This is a genomic window from Clostridium sp. L2-50 (genome assembly GCF_000154245.1).
In the GTDB taxonomy this organism is placed as follows: domain Bacteria; phylum Bacillota; class Clostridia; order Lachnospirales; family Lachnospiraceae; genus Coprococcus.
The window spans coordinates 78,940-100,820 of sequence record NZ_DS480317.1 but is presented as its reverse complement, the minus strand read 5'-3'; the positions used below and the strand labels follow the sequence as shown (position 1 = coordinate 100,820).

20 protein-coding genes and 1 tRNA gene are annotated in these 21,881 nt (G+C 41.8%); 2 read left to right on the top strand and 19 right to left on the bottom strand.

Annotated features, from left to right (window positions below; all coding sequences use genetic code 11):
* Positions 1-8: 8 nt before the first annotated feature.
* From CLOL250_RS05130 to CLOL250_RS05050, 17 genes are all read right to left on the bottom strand, one after another.
* Entirely contained in the window at positions 9-266 is a 258-nt protein-coding gene (locus CLOL250_RS05130; protein WP_008401138.1) for an HPr family phosphocarrier protein, read from the bottom strand.
* An 18-nt stretch (positions 267-284) separates the two neighbouring features.
* Entirely contained in the window at positions 285-1,298 is a 1,014-nt protein-coding gene (locus CLOL250_RS05125) for an SIS domain-containing protein (RefSeq protein ID WP_008401137.1), read from the bottom strand.
* Positions 1,299-1,320: 22 nt separating this feature from the next.
* Positions 1,321-1,752 (bottom strand): secondary thiamine-phosphate synthase enzyme YjbQ, encoded by a 432-nt coding sequence (locus CLOL250_RS05120; protein ID WP_008401136.1) that lies wholly within the window; start codon positions 1,750-1,752, stop codon positions 1,321-1,323.
* Entirely contained in the window at positions 1,749-2,609 is an 861-nt protein-coding gene (locus tag CLOL250_RS05115) for an amidohydrolase family protein (RefSeq protein WP_008401135.1), read from the bottom strand. Before CLOL250_RS05115 ends, CLOL250_RS05120 begins: the two co-directional genes overlap by 4 nt.
* Positions 2,610-2,627: 18 nt before the next feature.
* Positions 2,628-3,458: a PTS system mannose/fructose/sorbose family transporter subunit IID gene (locus tag CLOL250_RS05110; protein WP_008401134.1), complete on the bottom strand. Its 831-nt coding sequence runs from the start codon at positions 3,456-3,458 to the stop codon at positions 2,628-2,630.
* Positions 3,448-4,242, bottom strand: a complete 795-nt coding sequence (locus CLOL250_RS05105; protein WP_044945156.1) for a PTS mannose/fructose/sorbose/N-acetylgalactosamine transporter subunit IIC — start codon at positions 4,240-4,242, stop codon at positions 3,448-3,450. The genes CLOL250_RS05110 and CLOL250_RS05105 overlap by 11 nt, the downstream gene beginning before the upstream one ends.
* 22 nt (positions 4,243-4,264) lie before the next feature.
* The gene (locus tag CLOL250_RS05100) at positions 4,265-4,732 is read right to left on the bottom strand and encodes a PTS sugar transporter subunit IIB (protein WP_008401131.1); all 468 of its coding nucleotides are present in this window, start codon (positions 4,730-4,732) and stop codon (positions 4,265-4,267) included.
* A 36-nt stretch (positions 4,733-4,768) separates the two neighbouring features.
* Positions 4,769-5,179, bottom strand: coding sequence for a PTS sugar transporter subunit IIA (locus CLOL250_RS05095; protein ID WP_008401129.1), 411 nt, complete (start codon positions 5,177-5,179; stop codon positions 4,769-4,771).
* Entirely contained in the window at positions 5,176-5,670 is a 495-nt protein-coding gene (locus tag CLOL250_RS05090; RefSeq protein ID WP_274922242.1) for an SIS domain-containing protein, read from the bottom strand. Before CLOL250_RS05090 ends, CLOL250_RS05095 begins: the two co-directional genes overlap by 4 nt.
* Positions 5,671-5,782: 112 nt before the next feature.
* Entirely contained in the window at positions 5,783-6,304 is a 522-nt protein-coding gene (locus tag CLOL250_RS05085; protein WP_044945153.1) for an SIS domain-containing protein, read from the bottom strand.
* A 209-nt stretch (positions 6,305-6,513) separates the two neighbouring features.
* On the bottom strand, positions 6,514-7,605 hold the full coding sequence (locus tag CLOL250_RS05080) for a GGDEF domain-containing protein (RefSeq protein ID WP_044945152.1): 1,092 nt from the start codon (positions 7,603-7,605) through the stop codon (positions 6,514-6,516).
* 266 nt (positions 7,606-7,871) lie between these two features.
* Positions 7,872-8,441 carry an indolepyruvate oxidoreductase subunit beta gene (locus CLOL250_RS05075; RefSeq protein WP_008401121.1) on the bottom strand — a complete coding sequence of 190 codons (570 nt, stop codon included), beginning with the start codon at positions 8,439-8,441 and terminating at the stop codon, positions 7,872-7,874.
* The gene (gene iorA, locus CLOL250_RS05070; protein ID WP_008401119.1) at positions 8,441-10,180 is read right to left on the bottom strand and encodes an indolepyruvate ferredoxin oxidoreductase subunit alpha; all 1,740 of its coding nucleotides are present in this window, start codon (positions 10,178-10,180) and stop codon (positions 8,441-8,443) included. Before iorA ends, CLOL250_RS05075 begins: the two co-directional genes overlap by 1 nt.
* Positions 10,181-10,371: 191 nt before the next feature.
* Positions 10,372-12,207, bottom strand: coding sequence for a vWA domain-containing protein (locus CLOL250_RS05065; protein ID WP_147554293.1), 1,836 nt, complete (start codon positions 12,205-12,207; stop codon positions 10,372-10,374).
* A gap of 176 nt (positions 12,208-12,383) precedes the next feature.
* The gene (locus CLOL250_RS05060) at positions 12,384-13,199 is read right to left on the bottom strand and encodes a hypothetical protein (protein ID WP_008401116.1); all 816 of its coding nucleotides are present in this window, start codon (positions 13,197-13,199) and stop codon (positions 12,384-12,386) included.
* Positions 13,196-13,714, bottom strand: a complete 519-nt coding sequence (locus CLOL250_RS05055) for an RNA polymerase sigma factor (RefSeq protein WP_008401115.1) — start codon at positions 13,712-13,714, stop codon at positions 13,196-13,198. Before CLOL250_RS05055 ends, CLOL250_RS05060 begins: the two co-directional genes overlap by 4 nt.
* 130 nt (positions 13,715-13,844) lie before the next feature.
* Positions 13,845-14,693, bottom strand: coding sequence for a hypothetical protein (locus tag CLOL250_RS05050; protein ID WP_008401113.1), 849 nt, complete (start codon positions 14,691-14,693; stop codon positions 13,845-13,847).
* 188 nt (positions 14,694-14,881) lie between these two features.
* Between CLOL250_RS05050 and CLOL250_RS05045 the strand changes: the two genes are divergently transcribed.
* Positions 14,882-15,622 (top strand): GTP pyrophosphokinase, encoded by a 741-nt coding sequence (locus CLOL250_RS05045; RefSeq protein ID WP_342413211.1) that lies wholly within the window; start codon positions 14,882-14,884, stop codon positions 15,620-15,622.
* Positions 15,623-15,691: 69 nt separating this feature from the next.
* A tRNA-Arg gene (locus CLOL250_RS05040) sits at positions 15,692-15,765 on the top strand.
* Between the two features lie 153 nt (positions 15,766-15,918).
* On the opposite strand, the gene CLOL250_RS05035 is transcribed toward CLOL250_RS05040, so the two are convergent.
* Positions 15,919-19,731: an EAL domain-containing protein gene (locus CLOL250_RS05035; protein ID WP_008401110.1), complete on the bottom strand. Its 3,813-nt coding sequence runs from the start codon at positions 19,729-19,731 to the stop codon at positions 15,919-15,921.
* A 290-nt stretch (positions 19,732-20,021) separates the two neighbouring features.
* Positions 20,022-21,860 (bottom strand): ABC transporter ATP-binding protein, encoded by a 1,839-nt coding sequence (locus CLOL250_RS05030; protein ID WP_008401108.1) that lies wholly within the window; start codon positions 21,858-21,860, stop codon positions 20,022-20,024.
* Positions 21,861-21,881: the final 21 nt, after the last annotated feature.

Sequence of the window (21,881 nt, the reverse complement as noted above, 5' to 3'; positions counted from 1 at the left end):
CGATCTTTTTACAGATTTTCCTGAACGAACGCTTTCAGGTTTGCTGCATCTTCTGCCTCGTTTTCACCTTCTACTTTTATCAGGATCTCCTGACCTTTTTTTGCTCCCAGACTCATAACTGCCATAACTCCTTTTGCGTTTACGGTTCTGGATCCAAATGTTACGGATACTGTGCTCTTACATTTTGCAGCAGCCATAACAAACTGTGAAGCCGGTCTGGCATGAAGTCCCTGCTCATCTGTAATTACATATGTGAATTCAACCATAATAACCGCCTGACCTTTTTAATATTCAAACTGACGATAGTAACGTCTGAATTCCAGACTATGTCCTGTATTCTGCTCATAATGAATAGCAAGTCGTTCTGTTAATATCGCGGTAATGATCATCGGAGAGCAGATTACACGGAACTCATCATCGATACCATCCAGAATGTAATCCTTGGTATCAATAATAACAGCTTTCTTTGTATGTTCTTTTACAAATCGTTCTACTCTTTCATCTAATGGTCGATATTCGTCCTCACCTTTTATTACAAATACCGGAACTCTGTCATCAACTAACTCCAATGGTCCATGGAAGAAATCAGCAGATGAAACAGTCTTTGTACGAACCCACTGCATCTCCTCTAAGATACACATTGTAAAGAGATAGGTCTCACCCCAAAGGACACCGGAGCCTGTAAACATTGTATATGGTTCATGTGCATATGTCTTTGCGATCTCGATCGCTCTTGGCTCAAATTTTTCTCTTACCGCAAGGAGATCCTTAAACAGATTTTCCATCTGATCTGCCCATCTGTCATAATGTGGAAATTCTCCTCTGTTCTTTAAGATACGGAGCATTACAAAATAGTATAATAAGTAAGAATGCTCACAGTCACCACATGCATTATAAATCGGGTCTGTCAGCAGATTTGCTAAAGGAGTTGTCTCATCCTTTGTAAATCCATATACATTGATTCCCTGATCCTTACAATATTTTACTGCCTTCAAGATCTCCATAGTATTGCCTGATGCAGAAGAGGTAAATACAAGAGTCTTATCTGTAATATGTTTTTTATTTTTTACCAGAAATTCACCTGCATTTTCAAGATAGATTGGAAGATCTGTATATTTCTTGGCTACTTCTACAACCGGATACCATTCTGCCCATGTTCCACCGATACCAATCATACATACGCTGTCATATTCCTTTGCCGTGATCCGGTCAATCAATGCCTCAACCTCTCCTCTTAATGAGTATGTCTTTGCTCCGTCCTTTAAATATTTCTCTGCGTCAAATTTTTTTAATGCCATAGTTCTTTCCTCCTGTTATTTTTTATTCCCCTATAATAGTTATATAAATTGTTCTATATTGCGGTCCATCATATTCACACAGATATATGTCCTGTGCACTTCCACTTTTCAGCTTTCCATCTATAACCGGGAATACACAATGATTTCCGGTCAGATGGGCTTTTAAATGTCCGGTCGGATTGCCTGCCATCGCACCGTAGGTATCTAACAGCCTTCCATGGGCATATTCTCCATCCTCAGGAACAAGTCTTTCCATCAGATGCCCAATATCATATTCCAGGCACTCCAATCCTTCATTAACTGCAATTCCTGTTGTCGTATGTGCTGTTATAACATATACAACACCATTTCTGATTTTGCTTTTTTCTACAACCTGCCTGATATCATCTGTAATTTTCACCAGACAGTTATATTCTTTTGTCAGCACCTCTATACTGCCATGTGTTACCATCATACCTCCAATCCCAGAAACTCAATCGCGTTCTGTCCAAATATCAGATCCTTGGTAGATTCTCTTATATCCATAGCTTCTATAGCCTTTTTCATTCTCCGCATCTCTAACCGCGGATCATCAGAGCCAAACATGATCTGATGTCTGAAGCTTCGATCGATCCAGTGCGGTCCCATATCCACTTCGAATACCTTGTGATAAAACTCCGGGGCTGTATCAAAATACAGGAATGCTGTATCCGCATAAACATTTCTGTATTTGAGCATCAGCATACAAGTTTCCTGCACCCATGGCCATCCGCAATGTGCAAGACAGATTCGAAGCTTTGGATGTCTGTATGCTGTTTTTTCAAACTCAACCGGCCTCGCATATTTAGATAAGGTATCCGGCTCTACCGACATTCCGCAATGAAACACGATCGGTTTATTATACTTCTCGCATATCTGATATATCGGCTCCATGTATTCGTCTCCCGGATAGAACTTCTGCTTTGACGGATGCAGCTTCAGACCTGCCAGATGATACTCTGCAAATGCTGTTTCAAGTATCTCTGTCGCATCCGGCCTGTGAGGATCTACACTGGCAAATCCGATAAAACGATCCGGATATGTTGCTGTCAATTCCTTTATCTGGTCATTTGTTCCTAGTATGCCTCCATATTCCGTAGTCAGATCCAGTGGAAGCAAAACCGCTTTATCCACTCCGGAACAATCCATCAAGGTTAACAGTGCATCAACCGGGATCTGATCCGTCTTGTATAAGCCATACATCTTTTTTGCAAATTCATTCTGATATTCCGTTTTGCATACCGGCTCTAAAAATGCAGGATGTACATGCATATCAATTACTATTTTTTTCACCTTACTACTACCTCCTTTTTAACCAAGGAAGCCAAAGAATGCTCCTGCTATTCCAAGTACAAGCATGATCAACATAATAAGCAACGGATTAACCTTCTTCTTCAATAACCAGTAAGTAACTCCAAATAGCAACAGCACCGGAAGGCCCGGGACAATGCCATTTAACAGATCCTGAATTGTACTTGCTTCTTCGCCGCTTCCAATCTGCGTTACAAAATTAATCGACGTCATATCCATCGTCATGCCGCCAACTACCATGATACCCATGATAGAGGCTACTTCCATAACTACCTTCATCAAACCGGATTCAACAATCTTTGCCATGGATTCACGACCCATTTTATATCCAAGGAATACTCCAAACCATCTGCAGAGATATGCCGGAATGTTAAAGATCAAAAGGAAGAGAATAGGTCCGAGAATGTTCCCCTGCAAGGCAAGTGAACATCCGATTCCTGTTGCGATTACCTTGATCGTGCCCCAGAACAGAGAATCGCCGATTCCTGCTATAGGTCCCATTAATGCTGTTTTTACTGCGCCAATCGAATCTGTATCAAAATCTGCATCCTGTGCATTTTCCTCTTCCATTGCGGCTGTGATACCCATCTGAAATGTTGCAAGATAATGGCTGGTCTGATATAACGTCAGATGACGCTTCATAGCAGCTGCCAGATCCTTCTTATCCGGATACAGTTTCTTTAAAACCGGATACATGGAAAAACAAAATCCTACATTTCCCATTCGTTCATAATTCCATGTATGTTCATATGTGATCTCTCTTAAAAACACCTTTGTGAGATCTTTTTTCGTAACTACCTTATCGTAGTCTGCATGTATCTTAGAACTCATCAAAATCACCTCCGTTATCTGCGTTTTCAACTACCGGTACTTCCCCCTGTTGCTTGTCTCCGAATATGCCGAATGTTACTCCGATTATCACAATAAGTACGGCAAAAATCGCAACTCCTGTTGTGGATATTCCAAGGTATGATACCAGGAAAAAGCCAAGGAAGAAAAATGGTGCAACCTTGCGATTCATCATCTGCTGTGCAAGCATTGCAAAACCAAGTGCAGGAAGCAGTGCTGCTGTTATATCCATACCGGACTGAACAAATTCAGGTATTTTACCAAGAAGTGCTGTTACTGCATCACTGCCAAAATAAAATGCAAGTGGGATGCAGACAATACCAAAAAGATTCTGAAGATATCCTGCGATCAGATAATCTCTGTTAAATGCCCGTATATTACCTTTTTCAGCATCACGGTCACATTTGTGGATCATAACAAGCATCAACGGCTGGCAGATACCGGTATTTGCCGCAAGCATTACGGTTGCGATCGGAATACCAAGTACTAAAGCTGTTTCCGCTCCGGCTCCTGACTGAATCGCAAGTGAAACACCGAGCACAGTGCCTGCGATCAGATCCGGCGGATTATATGCACCGATCGATACGGCTCCTACAAGTGCAAGTTCCATAGTTGCACCCATAATAATACCGGCCGGAAGGTTTCCCATTACCAGACCTACTAACGGTCCAAGAACGATCGGTCGCTGCAGGCAGCTTGTACCAAGCAGCCATTCTGAATAACCAAGCAGGCCGATCAGAAAAATAAGTATTGTTTTTAATATCATAATCTGTCCCTCCATTCATCCGTTAAAACAGCGATTTGCATTTAATTACTTTATCAGCCGGGATCATCTGAATAAATACATCAACGCCATCATCAACCATCTCTTTTACCAGAGCCAGCTCGGCTGCATCCATATATGCGCTTCTACCATATAATTTTGCATTTTCATGGTATGCAATGTTGCCGATATTTAATGTCTTTTCTCCTGTAGCTTCAATGATTGCTTTGGCTATTTCTACCGTTTCACAGATGATAAATAATTTATATTTATCAGTTACCCCGCTTTTCAATGCCTCTACAGCTTCCGCTGTATTTTTTACTACAACCTTTGTTCCGGATGGTTTCGCCATCTTTAGTGCGTTTAATCTCAGCGGATCATTTTTAACCGTGTCACTTACCAGCAGCAGGCAATCTGCCCCTAATGATGCTGTCCATGACACTGCTACCTGTCCATGTAAGAGACGATAATCAACACGAATTGATTTAATCATATAAACCTTCTCCTTTCTTTTCTGTCAATACACAGATTAAAAATCATCATCATCATACGTTGCATTTACTGTATTACAATAAACCATCATATCTTTAGCCTCTGCAACCGCACTTTCAATTACAGATGCCGTATCCTGATCCTCTGCACTCAACAGGATACCGATCACTGCAGCCAGATTCACACCGGCAACAACATGTATCCTTGGATCAGACAATAATGCGGATGCATTATTATTCACACTTCCGCCTAAAAGATCTGTCATTATCACAATCTCTGCCTCTGAATTCGCTTCAACAATTCTCTTTAATTCCGGAAGCGGATCCGGGCATTCATCTGTATAAGCATTGATACAGGTCAGATTTTCCTGTGTACCTGCCAGCATTTCAATCGTTGTCAACATTCCTTCGGCCATCTTTCCGTGTGTTGCTAAGACATATTTTCTCATCCGTTCTCCTCCCTTCTGCTCCTTTCAAGCTTTTCTTTCATAATCCTGTCATAGTCTTCTGTTTTTGGCGAAACAGCCTGTTCCATCCGGGAAAACAGCGGATGACAAGTAAAATTATTTTTTTCTTTTGTTACATGAGCCGCTATATATTGAAACAATGCAGCTGTATATAACGGTGTGATCTCTGCCGGAAGCCGGCATGGTATCCGAATCTGTCCATTTCGTTTATCGTGAACCTGATCCGTAATCATATAGCAATGTTCCGTGATCAACGATGTTGCTTTATAAATATCATACAGTCGATCAGAGGTTTTACCACAGTCTATAAAGAAAACCGAATAATCCGGAGTTAGCTGCATATCCGGTCCATGTATAAATTCTTCGCTCTCATAATATACCGTCGAGACTTTCAGAGTTTCCTGAAATTTCAACGCTCCCTCTCTGACCGTTGCCAGATTGGCTCCATCGCCGACCAGTATTGCTTTTTCCATACACAAAAGATCCTGATATCGTTTTTGTACCAATTCTTTCGCCTGTATCAGGCAAAGCTCCTGCATTTCACAAGCTTTCCGGATCTGGCTTACTGCAGTTTCATATTCCTGATCACTGATTTCTTTTTTTTTGAAAACCTATCTCCAGTATCATAAGCATCAGAAACTCGACCAAAGTAGAATATCCAAGAGTTACATAATCAATCGTTTCATTCCCAACTCCATACTCCACAAGACGATCCGTGTATCTGCTTGCACTGCCATTCTCATTCCCTGTTAACAAAACAAATGGTTGATGCTCTTTATCCAGCTCCTTCATAATTTCAATTATGTTTGTACTGCATCCACTCTGGGATATTAAAATCGTAAACCGGTTCTTTTCTCTCTCCCGGTAAACATCCAGATATTCCACTGTACTTAATACACTGATATCAAATTTACTGTATTTTAAAAGAAATGGTCGAGCTGCATATGCTGCATTCAGGGACGATCCGGATGCGATCAGACATATATCTTCTTTGTCCTGATCCAGATACCAGTCGCATATCTTTTGGGTAAGAGACTTTCTTTTATCAAGATTATCTTTCATGATACGACCGGAAACCTGAATATAATATTCCATATCCTTCTCCATTTTCATCTCCTTTTGTGGTTCTTTTTGTGAACCACTTTGTAAACATAATATACCACCTATCAACTGGTTTTGCAATACCAATTTTATATTTTTTTATACCAATTTGAAAACATGTAAAAAAACAGAGAAACTGGCATACTTGTAGTACCAATTTCTCTGTTTTTTAGATATCACTGTTTTTAAATTACTGATTTCTTTTTTTTATTATCTTATTCGCTCACAACGGTTCGGTTACGTCCGGCTTCCTTCGCCTGATACAGCGAATTATCTGCCCGATTGAACCATGCCTTTGCACTCTCTCCTTTGGAATATTCCGCAACACCACAGCTACAGGTGATTCCACTGTTATTCATGAACTGGAAGTAGTAGCATCGGAATTCTGTTCTTACATCCTCTACTACATTGATAACCTTCGGCAATTCAATATTATTGAACAGTATAACAAATTCCTCTCCACCGTAACGGAATGCAAGACCATAGTCTTTGGATTTCTCCTTTAGCATCTTACAAAGTGCCTTGATAACCACATCACCATTGCTATGTCCGTATGTATCATTTACATTCTTGAAATGATCGATATCAAAAATCGCAATATATGCTTTCTCTCCGGTTTCTTCTGTACGCTGGATTTCTTTCTCCAGGCTCTCCTCAAAGGAACGTCTGTTATATAATCCTGTCAACGGATCTTTACGAAGCTCTGTCATAAGATTCATCTGACGAACTGTGAAGTTACCGATGGATTCCATCAGCTCTTTCGTATGCATATTCAACAAGAAGGTTACCACGCTCAAAACTAAAACCAACCCAAATGAAGCTGTTACATACGCCCCAAAGCTAATCTCCTTCCACTCAAACAGGCTATACAGACGGATATCATTAATGATCAGACTGCAGAATGTCAGAAGCGTCATCACCAGTGTAATATTCTGATTCGCAAATACGGCTGTGATCACGATTGAAACCATAGGCAACAGCGCTAGTACGATCGCATTATAATGCTCAAATGCCGGAACAATAAAGATCACAAACATCATCATGGATACCAGCCAGTCAGCTCCGTTCTCGGTCAGCTTGTTTTTTTTCAAAACATATACGGTTCCGGACAACACCCCTGCATATATGACAAGAGGAATTGCTACATATAACCCCATATACGCTCCTCGCGTCATTCCCAAATCTTTTTTTACCAGACATATGATTACTTCCACAACCATGAACATGATCGCAGCCGACAAAAATACCTTCCACAACAACAACCGCCATTTTTTACTGATATCAACATTTATTGTATCATTATTCATTACGAATTCTCCTTGTACGTTTCCACCAATTTTCTTTTCGCATGAAAGCACCCACATTTTTGATTTTACACTATATAAGCCATATCGTCCACTGTTTTTTGTCAAAAGTACCTAAAAATCGACAGTTTTTGCTTCAATTATTATACATAATGTAAAAATACCTCCTGTACATATCTGCATGAACTGTTTCTTATGTACAAAAGGTATTTTCCCTGACGGTTTTTCACAGATGCTTCTGTAATAAACCATTTATTTAATTTTAATCTTTATAATGCATATCCGACTTCAAATGCCTTCAGGTTCATCTCAACTGTCTTTGGAGGAACCGTTGCTTTGATAACCTCTACCCATTTGTCATGGTCAAAATCCATATGTTTTGCAGCAACACCGATAATGATCGTATTAAATACTTTTGGATTGCCAAGCTTCTTTGCCTCTGCCATCGCATCGATGGAGATCACCTTATGCTTCTCTGACAATGTCTCTAAGATGTGTTCCGGATATTCTGCCTGACCGGTTACAACCGTGATCGGATCGATTCTCTGATCATTTGCAATAATCACGCCGTCCTTCTTCAGGAAATGAGCATAACGCATAGCTTCAAGCTTCTCAAATGCGATCAGAACATCTGCATGACCTTCTTCTACGATCGGTTCCGCAACCTTCTCACCATATCTTACATATGTAACAACACTACCGCCTCTCTGACTCATACCATGAACCTCGGAGAGCTTTACATCATAACCTGCTGCTGTCGTGATACCACCGAGGATACGGCTTGTAAGAAGAGTTCCCTGTCCACCGACACCAACTATCATAATATTCTTTACAGCCATTAGAATTCCTCCTTTTCGATCGCATCAAACTTACAACGCTTCATACACAGTCCGCAACCATTACACATGGTCTCATCGATCTGGATCGTTCCATCCGGCTGCTTGATAACTGCCGGACATCCCGGCTTTAAGCACATACCACACTTCTTACATTTCTCCGGGATAGCTCTGCATACACCTGTTACCTTGGTTGTCTTTAAAAGAACACAAGGAGACTTGGTGATAATAACAGAGATCTCATCCTTTGCAACTTCCTCTTTGATCAGCTTCTTTAAACCGTCAATGTCAAATGCATTGATCTCATGTACACTGTCAATACCGATCGCCTTACACAATTTATAAATGTTGATTGCATATGTAGGTTCACCCTGCAAGGTCTTACCGGTCGCTGCATGATCCTGATGTCCTGTCATACCGGTTGTTGAGTTATCAAGGATGATAACGGTTCCTGTACCCTTGTTGTAAACCATGTTCATCAGAGAGTTTACACCTGTATGCATAAATGTGGAATCACCGATAACCGCAACCCAGTTCTTGATGTAATCTTTTCCTTTTGCTTTTTCCATACCATGTAATGTAGAAATGGAAGATCCCATACATACGGTTGTATCAATTACGCTAAGCGGCGCAACTGCTCCCAGTGTATAGCATCCGATATCTCCTGCTGCATGGATCTTCAGTTCGTTTAATACTGAAAATACACTTCTATGCGGGCATCCCGGACAAAGGATAGGTGGTCTAGGTGCAACCTTTGCAGGTTCTTCCTGCTCAACCTTCTCGCCGAGGATCTTCTCTCTTAACATATTTGCACTGTATTCACCCTGAACGGTCAAAAGCTCCTTACCTACTGCATCGATGCCCCAGGCTCTTACCTGTGTCTCGATATGAGGCTCTAACTCCTCAATAACATACAGCTTATCAACCTTTGCCGCAAAGTCTTCGATCAACTTTCTAGGAAGCGGATTTACCATACCGAGCTTTAATACGGAGGCATTTGGCATTGCTTCCTTTACGTACTGATATGGAATACCGCTGGTGATAACACCAACGCTGGTATCATTCATCTCTACACGATTGATCGGCATATCCTCACCGTCTGCTGCCATGTCCTTTAATCTCTGTTCTACAAATACATGACGAGGGATCGCATTACCCGGCATCATAACCATCTTCTTAATGTCTCTCTCGTATGGCTTGTCTTCTACTTCTACTCTGTCATTTAATTCAACAACGCCCTGTGAATGTGCCAGTCTGGTTGTTGTACGGAGCATGATCGGAGTATCGTACTTCTCGCTGCATTCAAATGCATACTTTGTGAACTCCTTTGCTTCCATACTGTCAGATGGTTCAAACACCGGAATCATCGCTGTCCTTGCTACCAGTCTGGAATCCTGTTCATTCTGTGATGAATACATACCCGGATCATCGGCTGCTACTAAAACCATACCACCCTTTACACCGGTATATGCTGCTGTAAATAATGGATCTGAAGCTACGTTCACACCTACATGCTTCATTGATACGATTGAACGGACACCGGCAAATGATGCTCCGATCGCAACCTCTGTTGCAACTTTTTCATTTGGAGACCATTCTGCATATATCTCAGGATATTTTACAATATTCTCACTGATCTCTGTACTTGGAGTACCCGGATATGCTGCTGATACCTTTACACCGGCCTCATATGCGCCTCTGGCGATCGCTGCATTACCGAGCATTATCTTTTTTTCACCCATTAATTTATCCTTCCTGTCATTTCTTATATTTGCCTTTTGGCAACTCTAATGCTTTATTATACAAGAATTATCAATAAAAGGGAAGTGCTTCTATACGCTTAAAAATAAAAATGTTAGCATATATCAGAGAAAAAACACCTTTTACGGCTTATATTTATTATGAATTTCGAGTATAAACAACCGGCCGTCTGTTAATCGCACTGCCACATCTGTGCTGCCGGTTCACGTTGAGGTATTTTCTCCGTCTTCCGCACCAGTTCAAGGAACTGGCTCCGGTATAACTGGTCGTTGCTTGCCTGAGCCATGTTTCTTTCATCCGTCTGAACCGTGATTCCTGCTTCCGCAAGTTCTTCCACCATCTTATACGTCGCTATTCCTTTATATGCGCTGTCCGTAAGCAGCATTCCATATACCGCAACCGCCGATGCAAAGCTCAGGTCATGAGACATTCCCTTTTGACCGCTTTCTGCCTTTATAACGGCTGTTTCCAGTGTGCTCTTATCTCCATCCGGTTCTTTGTAACGGATATTCACGGTTGCCAGTTCGCCGGAATAATCTGTACTCTGCTTTTTCGATGTATATTTTGTCTCTGCCCCCGGCACGTCAAATTCCGAATCGACCGGAACCACCTCATAGAGTGCAGTCACCACATGACCGGCTCCGATCTCGCCGCCATCCACCGTATCATCTGCAAAATCTTCTGCGGAAAGCGTACGGTTCTCATATCCGATCTGCCGATAACCTTTCACCTGCTCCGGATTGAATTCAATCTGCATTTTGACATCCTTTGCAACCGTATATAAGGTTCCACCCATTTCGTCAACCAGAACCTTCTTTGCTTCATAGACAGAATCCAGATACGAGTAATTACCGTTTCCGTGATCTGCCAATGCTTCTAATTTGTTATCCTTCAGATTATCAGAGCCAAATCCCAGAACGCTCAAGAATATACCGCTGTCCTTCTCCTCAGTGATCAATCCTACCAGATCACTCTCGCTTGTCAGCCCGACATTCAGATCCCCATCCGTCGCAAGGATCACCCGATTATTTCCGTCTTTTATAAACTGCTGCTCTGCGATCTCATATGCCGTGATCAGTCCCGCACTTCCATTTGTGCTGCCGGATGCTTCCAGCGAATCCAGTGCCTCGCATATCGTATAGGCCTCCGAACCTGCCACGCCATTTAGAACAACCGTATCCGAACCCGCATATGTAACAATACTGATCCTGTCGTTCTCATCCAGATTCTCTGCCAGCATTTTAAATGCTTTCTGTGCCAGCGGCAGTTTATTTTCCTCATACATAGAACCGGATGTATCGATCAGGAATACCAGATTGGATGCTTTCTTCTCACTCATATCGATCGCGGCCGTATTCAGTCCTACCATCATCAGCTTTGTATCTTTATTCCATGGACAATCCGCATATTCCGTATATACTGCAAACTTCTTCCCAGCCTCCGGGCCTGATACATAGTCATAATCAAAATAATTGATCATTTCTTCGACCCGGACTGCTCCTGCAGGCGGCAGCATTCCTTCTTCGATATAACTTCTGATATTGCTGTAGGAAGCTGTATCACAGTCTGCCGCAAATGTTGAAAGCGGGAAATCTTTAGCAGACACAAAACGGTGTTCTTCCTGATAGTCATACTCTCTGGTATCATAACCGGATTCTCCATATCCGATTTTTACATATTCAGAATTTGATGCACTGTCCATTACCGAATTACATGTATCGGCAGCCGAAACCACACTATCACAAGCCTCTTCTTCTATACCTTCCGGCACAGCCATATTTTGCTGTGACTGTCCGGTTTCCGCTATATTTTCTTCAAATTCCTCTTTTATGGCTTTCTGTCTGTATCTTTCTGCGATGCTCTCCCGCTCCGTACCTGACCGGCTTTCCGTTCCCTGTCGTTCTCCATGCGTGCCTCCTGTTTCTTTCCAGCTTCCGCAGCCTGCAAGACAGCCCGCCATCATGCAGGAGATCATAACCACACTTACCATCCGTCTGATTTTTCTCATAAAAAATACCCTCCTTATCTTAGTCACTATCCGATATCTGCATAATTTCTGCTCTGATCACCTCCGACGTTATCAATCGTCGAATGTGAAAACGAAATTTTACAGCTATCTGTTCTATTTATGACTAAGATACGGATGGGTATCCTCTTTTTATGGATTTTTTTCTTACAGATCAACTACTGTCTGCTTAAGATCCATGCCTGTTGTTCAGAATCATATCGGAGAAGTGTACCTGTTACTTCTTCCCCTACCGAAAATGTCTCTGCTTCTTCCGGCTGCAATACGATGTCCTGACCGGTTATTAATTCCCCGGATGCATCAGATACCTGCAAGAGTTTTGCGGCATATTTTTGTACCGCATCCGGCTCTGCTGTTACAATCTCTGTGATCTGAAGTGTAACTGCTATATTACTCATTTCCTGCCATGCATCCATATCAGCTGATTCCGGCACCTGAAGATCTGTACATCCCGCATTTTCCTGTGCATCTGTCTGACTCTTTGTATGGCCTGCTTCCGCCTGAACATCGGACGAATCTCCACCGGCTCCATTCATCTGTATAGCTTCTGTTGTATTCTGTGTCGGTCTGTTGGCAGTTTCATTCTGTACTGTCTCCGGTATGGAATCCGCTGTTTCATCCACATAATCTTCCGCCCGATCGGATATATTTGAATTCTCTGCTGCATCCAGCCCATCATTTGAAACATCCGTTGTCCTGCCTGCATTTATTTCTTTCGAATGTCGCTTAGAATCAGACAGCAACGGTGTCGCGATCACTGCGGCCAGAAGAACCGCTGCGATCGCAAGAACCGGAATTACATATTTTACCTTTGAGGTTTTCTTTTGTTTTTCTTCTACATCCTTTGCTTCACGGTCAAGTCCTGCTTCGATCCGATCCCACAGATCCGGTGCTTCTGCATCGATCCGGTTCAGATAAGCTTCTATGAATCTGTCTTCTTCCGTCTGTCTGTTCTTATTCTGTTCATCTCTCACAGCCTGCACCTCCTTAATTTTTGTATTGCCTGATTATAGATCCATGTGATCGTTCCGATCGGTCGCCCTTTCATTTCCGCGATCTCTTTAAATGTAAATCCTCCGACTACCTTCAGATCCAGAATCTCCTGCTCCTCCGGCTTTAGCGTGGCAACTGCCTGCTTCAATGTCAGATTCTCCACTACCTGACTCTCCATCGTCTTTCCTTCGTCTCGCTCCGGCATTTCATCCACCAGCATTTCACGATCGATCTTTCGTATCCGGTCGATCGCCATATTCTTTGCGATCGTCACAAGCCATCTCTTATGACCGGTTCCCTTCTTATAACTGTCTGCGATCCGATAAAGCTTGATGAAGAACTCCGATGTAACATCCTCCGCTTCCTCTCTCTGCCGGATCGTATCATAGACCACCGCAAAGATCAGCTTCAGATATTCGTCATACACTGCCCGAAGGCTCTCCCGGTCTCCCTGTGCGATCGCAGACATATATTTTCCAAATTCTCTGTCTGTCATTTGTCTCTCCCTATAACCGCTATACGTTTTTACCCCTGTTTTTATGGAATTTTTCCGATTTTCTATTACTGTTCATTTCACTTCAATTTGCTAATATTCTGTCCGGCTTCGTATAGACCCAATTCCTCTATTATTCAAGAGGCTGTACTGCCAGCAATTCCATCACATACCCCTTCTTTCGCTCCTTCCATGCAAATGGCCAGAACAACCGCCGCTCCGCTTCAATCCGGATATCAAAACCCTTATGCATTCCGATGTCATGACGAAGCTGCAATGCTCCTTCAATTTCTTCAGGGACAAGATTCTCCCACTGATCCATAGCGGATTCATTTACAACTGCCCATTCTAACCCGAACACCATTAATTTCTCCGTCAGCATATAGATCACATCATTTGTCCGGGTAACCGCAACTTCGTTTAATGCCCGGATCGCATTCTCGATCATCTGCAATTCTTCCTCGTCATAATTCTCCCGATACATATATAACAGGCCTGCAAATCTCGCATTCAACTGACTGTGAAGTCCTACGCAGACGCTGTAGTCAAACCTTCGTCCAATCTCCGGCAATACCCTGTGGCTGTTGTCAAATGCAACCTGTTTCAAATGCTCGATCACAATCTCTGCTTCTTCACCCTCTGCAAGCAATGCTTCAAACATTTCATAAGTCTCAAGCTCTACATTCCAGAAAGGAAGATCCACACAAATAGCATCTGTTTCCTCCAATCCATAGGCCTTACACGCCTGTGCAAGTCCCTCTGCATCCCGGTCGATCAAAACCAGCTTAAATCTCTCTGCAAGTCTTGCCAGATCGATGTCATTTGACCGTCCTGCTCCCCATATAGCAAGAACAGGCTTACACCCTCCTTCGGCCACACAATTTTCTTCTATAAAGTCTGTCAGCTTCTGTCGGTATCCCCGCCACTCTTTATAAGCATTCGGAAGAACCTCTGATGCAATCAGCCGATCCAAATATCTCATATAATTCACTTCTTTCTCGCATTATGCCGATATGTGCAAGCACATCCGTCGCAATGCTCATTTTATCACGTTTTTATAGTATACTCTACCTTTAAAATGTAGTAGAATGATAGGGACAATGATTTTTTGTCTATTCATGCAAATTGATAAAATAAAGATTGCCTAAAACAGAAACGGAGATTATGAATATGTCTGCTAAAGATAATAATACAAATACAAATATATACAGAAGCTATATTGACGCTCTTCTATATCCGGAGCAGAATCCTTTTATAGAAGACATGAAACGATTCGAGGAGCTTATGATGATGTACTCCTGTGCGATCAAGGAAGTTCAGACCAAGCTGGATGTATTAAATACAGATTTCAGCGTCCGCTATAACCGAAATCCGATTGAATTTATCCAATCACGCATCAAGAAACCGGTCAGTATCGCAACAAAACTGTCTTCGAAAGGATGTCAGGTATCCGTAGAAAATATCGTATATAATTTGAATGATGTTGCGGGACTCCGTGTTATCTGTTCCTTTATCGATGACATCTACGCCGTTGCAGAGAAGCTCATCAGTCAGAATGACATTACTCTGATTGAGGCAAAAGACTATATCAGCCATCCAAAGCCAAATGGTTACCGTAGTCTTCATCTGATCATAGAAGTTCCTGTCTTCTTTGCCGACCATACGAGAAATATGCGGGTAGAAGTTCAGATCCGTACCATCGCGATGGACTTCTGGGCAAGTCTTGACCACCAGCTCCGTTATAAAAAGGATGTCGCCGATCCCGAACTTATCTCCGGTCGCTTAAAACATTGTGCTGATGTTATCTCTCAAACAGACCTCGAAATGCAGGAGATTAAAAATATGATCTACGGAGATGGTGCTCAGCCACAGATCAAATTGTGTCTTGAAAAAAATACAGAAATTTTTTAAGAAAATCTTAGATTTTGTTTGACAAATTTATAGAACTGGTATAGAATACTATCTGTTGTTGAACAACGTGTGTATGTAGCTCAGCTGGATAGAGCACTTGGCTACGGACCAAGGTGTCGGGGGTTCGAATCCTCTCATGCACGTAGAAAAAGACAAAACCATTTCGGTTTTGTCTTTTTTATTTACTACATATGCTCATCGGGTAGAAACGAAATGTGTCATTGTTTATTATATGCACAATCAATCTGTAGGGGTGTATTTTTTACAGCCCTCGCTTTTTGGCTGTGTATATCCTCTTATAATCTTGCTGCGAGAATCTGACGTTTGATCTCCTGTCCATTCAGGATAAACTCTGCACGACCGTTCTCCAGTTGTATATTCTTTTCAAGTGCTCCGATATCTGAATTGAACTCTGTAACGGCATTCGTTCCAATATCAGCATTGGAACAGTACAGCTTGGCAGACATGACCGAATTACCAAAGGCAACCGCCGCCTTGCCCTGTACCACGCTTTTAACTGCCGCATACCCGATATAGATATCCGTTCTTCCTGCACGGCATCCGATGCCATAACATTCCTTTGCACGGATATTCGACGAGATATTTACATTTTCCAGACGAACCATACAACTGTTACCGGCAATCGTTCCGATACCGGTTATAATATTACCTGCCCCCTGAAGCTTTGCCGATATATTCTCAAGCTTAATATCTGCATCACCATTTACAGATCCAATGATCGTACCGTTTGATATACCTGAATAAATATCCATATCGCAGTATTCTATAAACAATTCGGAATCACCATTTACAGATCCGATACAGGCTCCTTCCTGACCTTTCATATCAAACTCATAATGTCCGCGTTTGATGTTGATAACACCGCCAAGTCCGGAACCAATACCAATGCCCTTCATACCATTTGCATTAATGATGATTCCACCATCCTGATAGAAGTTGAGTTCGCCATGATACTCATCCAATGAATTACCAATGCCAAAGTATTTTCCCGAATTCAGATTGATCGTCAGATTACCGTCTCCTACAACCGTAAGCACTGAACTATCCGGAACTCTGATACCTCCTGTACGTAGTTCGTTTTCTCCGGTAATCTGAAGATTTACATTACACTTCTTACCGATATCAATACACGGAATTCCGCGTTCTCCCGCAAGACTGACATTCTCAAGTATGATGGTGCCACGGAATCCATCTTCTACAGACATCAGTATATTCGGCTGGAAACCGACAGAACCTTTGATTATGATCTTTTTATTGATTCCCCGTGCTTTCTTAACCTTAATGCTTGTATATTTATTAGCGGCAAGCTGAACCATGGAAACCGTATCATTATAATCCGTCTCATATTCTTTCTTATACATTCTGGCATTCAGACTCTGATTATATTGAACAATTTCATTCATCACACGTTCATCGATCGAACGCACAACATACGGCTGCGGCCTTGATGTATAATAACCCTGAATCAGATCAACGCCCAACTTAATAACCTCCCGCAGCTCCTGCGTCAATTCAATTCCCTCTGCCAGGGTCAGAATATCATTATCATGCGCAAATTCTATAATATCCTTTACAAAATGCTGTTTCTGGATATCTTTGTGTATATCTGTCATAAGCATACGATCGATTTTTACAAACCGAGGCATGTATCGAAGTAAATTATTTACATTGGAATAACCGGAACCATAATCATCAATGGCAGTCTCAATGTTCATCTTTGCAAAGGAGTTCTTCAGCTCCTTTAACTGAACATCCCCCATCTCTGTTTCTTCTGTAAATTCAACAACAAGCTCTCCTGCATGCTGTTCCATAATCTCAGTTAATTTCTTCTTATCCTTACCTGTCAGCTGACACCCCGGAATACTGTTAATAAATACTTTCTTACCCTCAAAATCCCGAGAGTGTTCCTCTATGTAATCAACCACATTAAAAAATGTCGCTTTTTCTATATCATATAAACGGTTCAGACGATCTGCACTTTCCAGCATATCAAGCGGCGAAATCTTACGCTCTGTGTCCGCACGCATTAGAGCCTCATATGCATAAACATCTCCTGTTCTGGCATTGATAATTGGCTGGAAATGATAAACAAACCGGTTATTATCCAGAATAAATTCCATCAAATGGTCATCCGCTTTCTGTTTATCCGTCAGAACACCTGCCCTTTCCTCTTTTCCTTGCTCTATGGCCTTCTTATTGTTCTTCACATTGATAGTTTCATTGATCAGATGATCCAGGGCTTCCGAACCGGAGATCATATCACAACGGATACCCGTGCAGATTTCAATCTCATATGCCTCTTTGCGCAATTCATTATACTGCTTTATCTTATCCGACAGACGTTTGATAAACGCCTCTCCGCATGTTTCATCAGATGCTTCAACCGGGAATGCAACAACGAATTCATCATTACTGATACGGGCACATATAGCATCATCATCCTGACTTTCCGATATCAGCTGCGCCAATTTTAAAATAGCGGCATCCCCTGCTTTTCTTCCATAGCTTGCATTGATATCCTTTAATTTATTAATATCAATCGCGATCACCGCTATTGATTTACCATCAAATGTCGCATTTTCACAAAGCTCATTTCCCTTCTGTAAGAAGCCCTTATAATTATACAAGCCGGTCATTGCATCACGAATCTGTGTTGCTTCCATCTGGCGCAACAACTCCCGCAGACCATTCTGACGATAAAACGCTTCCATACTCTGCATAATACTCTTTAACCAGTTTATGTAAACTTCTGTAAACTGTGCTTCTGTATCTGTAAAACCAATAACTGCATAACCAAAGCTTCGGTTATCAAAATACAATGGTGTAAAGAAAAATGTCTCCGGACACTCTCTTTGCTCAGATAGTTCCGGTATCATCTCTTTCATTTCAAATATGTCATCAAAGCTGATACGATTGTCTGTGTGTTCACTCGGTCCACATTTTATGATACGATATATCTTGTCCGTATAGCCGTTAGAACGCATTGCGTCCTCACTGATCATAACCTCCGATGAATTCCAGTAATCATTCATGCATATACTAAGCGAATGGAATGGCCGCACCTGATATACATGCTGAAATATCGTATTGAAAAAACTTCTGTGATCCCGTTCAGATAACAAATCCTCCATAAACTTGTTATAATAAGAAGAGTATCCCATCTTCGCATGATCCGTATTCCAGAAATTCTCTTTTTCATCAAAATATTTTTCTGGCTGCATTTTCCTTTCGCATCCGCAGCTTGTCCCCTGAAAGATCACGGATTCTGATTCAAATTCCGGTATCGGTTCTTTCTCAAAGGATGCATGGATATATTTCGCACAATATCTGCCGCATTCTCTGGCCGGAATATCAGCGGATGTTAACTTGCATTTCAGGTTTTTCCCTTCTTCGGTAGAATCGTAACCAATCACTGCTACCTGCTCCGGTACATGAATATGATTACTGAATAATTCTGCCGCTACCCCGATCGCCATACAGTCATTTGCACATGCGATCGCCTCCGGAAGTTTCTCTCTGGAATCCAGAATCAGCTTCACAACCTCTTTGCCGGAATCATACCAGTAATTGCCATAATAAATATTATTCGGATCAACCGGAATTCCATGCTCCGTCAGACTGTCTCTATATGCCTGTTCTCTCTGTATGGAATGAACATGATTCTTCCACCCGTCTAAAAACATAATATCGGAATAATGATGAACCTCGATCAAATGATCGATCAATTTCTTATATGGTTTATAATGATTTATCTTTACAGTCGGAAAATAACGACTGTCCTTATCTACGAAAAGAACAACTCCTGAGAATACCTCGTGAATTTTGTCTTCTAACCGGGTTGCTATATCGGTTGCCTGAATGGTATCCGGAAGAACAATGATCGCATCAAATGCATCCCATTGAATCAGATTATAAATATTCGAATCCCCAATCTGTCTATACAGAGTATCCTGAAATCTTAAGTACATGGAAAATACACATATATCGTATCCATAGACATATGCCTCCTCCATTAATCCTTTCATAAACAGGCTCTGTGAGTTCTCTTCCGCCTGCGCGATAATAACTCCAATTTTTCTGCGCTCCATACATGCTCCCCTCTAAAATACAAAATCCTTTTTTCAGTTTAGCATAATTAGGCAGAAAAGTATATAAAAATGACTAAAAAAAGTTTACACCGCGTTATTTTCTGTACATTTTATACAATTTCGACATATTGTCATACAAAAAAATATTTTTATCATATTATAAACAACAGTCCTGCAAAGTAAAAACAGTCCTGTTCTTATCCGAATAAAAGAAGTTCTTATAATCAGATAAGAAAAGCAAGACTGTTCTGTACTTGTTCATATTTTGTTGTTATATCTTATATACTGCACTAAGATACCTGTTCAAACTGTGAATTATATAGCTCTGCATAAAATCCGTTCTGTGCCATCAATTCCTCATGATTACCCTGTTCAATGATATCGCCATCCTTCATGACCAGAATAATATCTGCATTCTTGATCGTAGATAACCGGTGCGCAATAACAAAGCTTGTTCTGCCCTTCATCAGATTATCCATCGCGCGCTGAATGCTGTGTTCTGTTCTGGTATCAACGGAAGAGGTCGCTTCATCCAGGATCAGAACCGGATTATTTGCAAGGATTGCTCTTGCAATCGTAAGAAGCTGTTTCTGTCCCTGTGAAATATTCGTCACTTCCTCATTCAGTTCCATCTGATAACCACCCGGAAGTGCCGAGATAAATCGATGTGCATGAGCTGCCTTTGCTGCCGCAATTACTTCCTCATCCGTCGCATCCAGTCTTCCATAACGGATATTCTCCATGATCGTCCCCTTAAACAGCCATGTTTCCTGAAGAACCATACCGAGAGCATCACGAAGCTCTCTTCGATTATATTCTTTAACATTGTGACCATCTAACAGGATGGCTCCTTCATTTACATCATAGAACCGCATCAGCAGCTTAACCATAGTGGTCTTACCTGCTCCGGTCGGACCAACGATCGCTACCTGTTTGCCCGGATCAACATGAACACTGAAATCATGTATAATGATCTTCTCAGGATCGTATCCGAACTTTACATGACGGAAATCTACTTCACCCTTTATATCCTCGACAGAAGCAGGATGCTCAACAACCTGAACCTCCTCTTCTTCCTCTAACAGTTCAAATACACGTTCCGCCGCTGCTGCCATCTGCTGCATCATATTTGTAACCTGTGCTACCTGCTGGATCGGCTGTGTAAAATTCTTCACATATTGGATAAATGCCTGAATATCACCGATCGTGATCGTACCACGAATGGCAAGAGCCGCACCAGAAATAGCTACGCCTACATATCCGAGATTACCGACAAACATCATAACCGGTTGCATCAGACCGGAAAAGAACTGGGCTTTCCATGCGGATTTGTATAAGACTTCATTTGTCTCATGGAATTCCTTTAAAGTTGTTTCCTCTTTGTTAAATGCTTTGATTACCGTATGTCCGCCATAAACTTCTTCAACCTGTCCGTTGATATGTCCGACATACTCCTGCTGCTGTTTAAAGAAACGCTGTGACTTCTTAATGATGATACCCATTAATGCCACACTGATCGGCAGGATGATAATTGCGATCATCGTCATAAGCGGGCTGATCGTAAGCATCATGATAAATACACCGATAACAGTCGATACCGAAGTAATAAGCTGTGTGATACTCTGATTTAATCCGTTTCCCATTGTATCAATATCATTTGTAATACGAGATAATACCTCACCATAGGTTCTGGATTCAAAATACTTAAGTGGCATACGGTTGATCTTCTCAGATACATCCTTACGCATCTTGTAACATAGCTTCTGGGTTACACCTGTCATGATGATACCCTGTGTAAAGTTAAATAATACACTTAACAGATACAGTCCCAGACAGAACAGGAGAATCTTACCGATATAGGTGAAATCGATTCCACCGATTCCGTTTATCTTCCGCATAATGCCTTCTGATAATGCTGTCGTTGCCTTACCGAGTACCTTCGGGCAGACAACATTGAATACCGTACTGAACACCGCAATGATCATGACCACGATCACTGCCGGCAGATATTTTCTTGTATATCGAACCAACTTCGATATGGTTCCTTTAAAATCCTTTGCTTTCTCGCCGCCTCCCATTCCAGGAGGTCCCATATGTCGTCCACCACGTCTTGGTCTGTTTTCTTCCATGTCTGTTACCTTCCTTTCCTG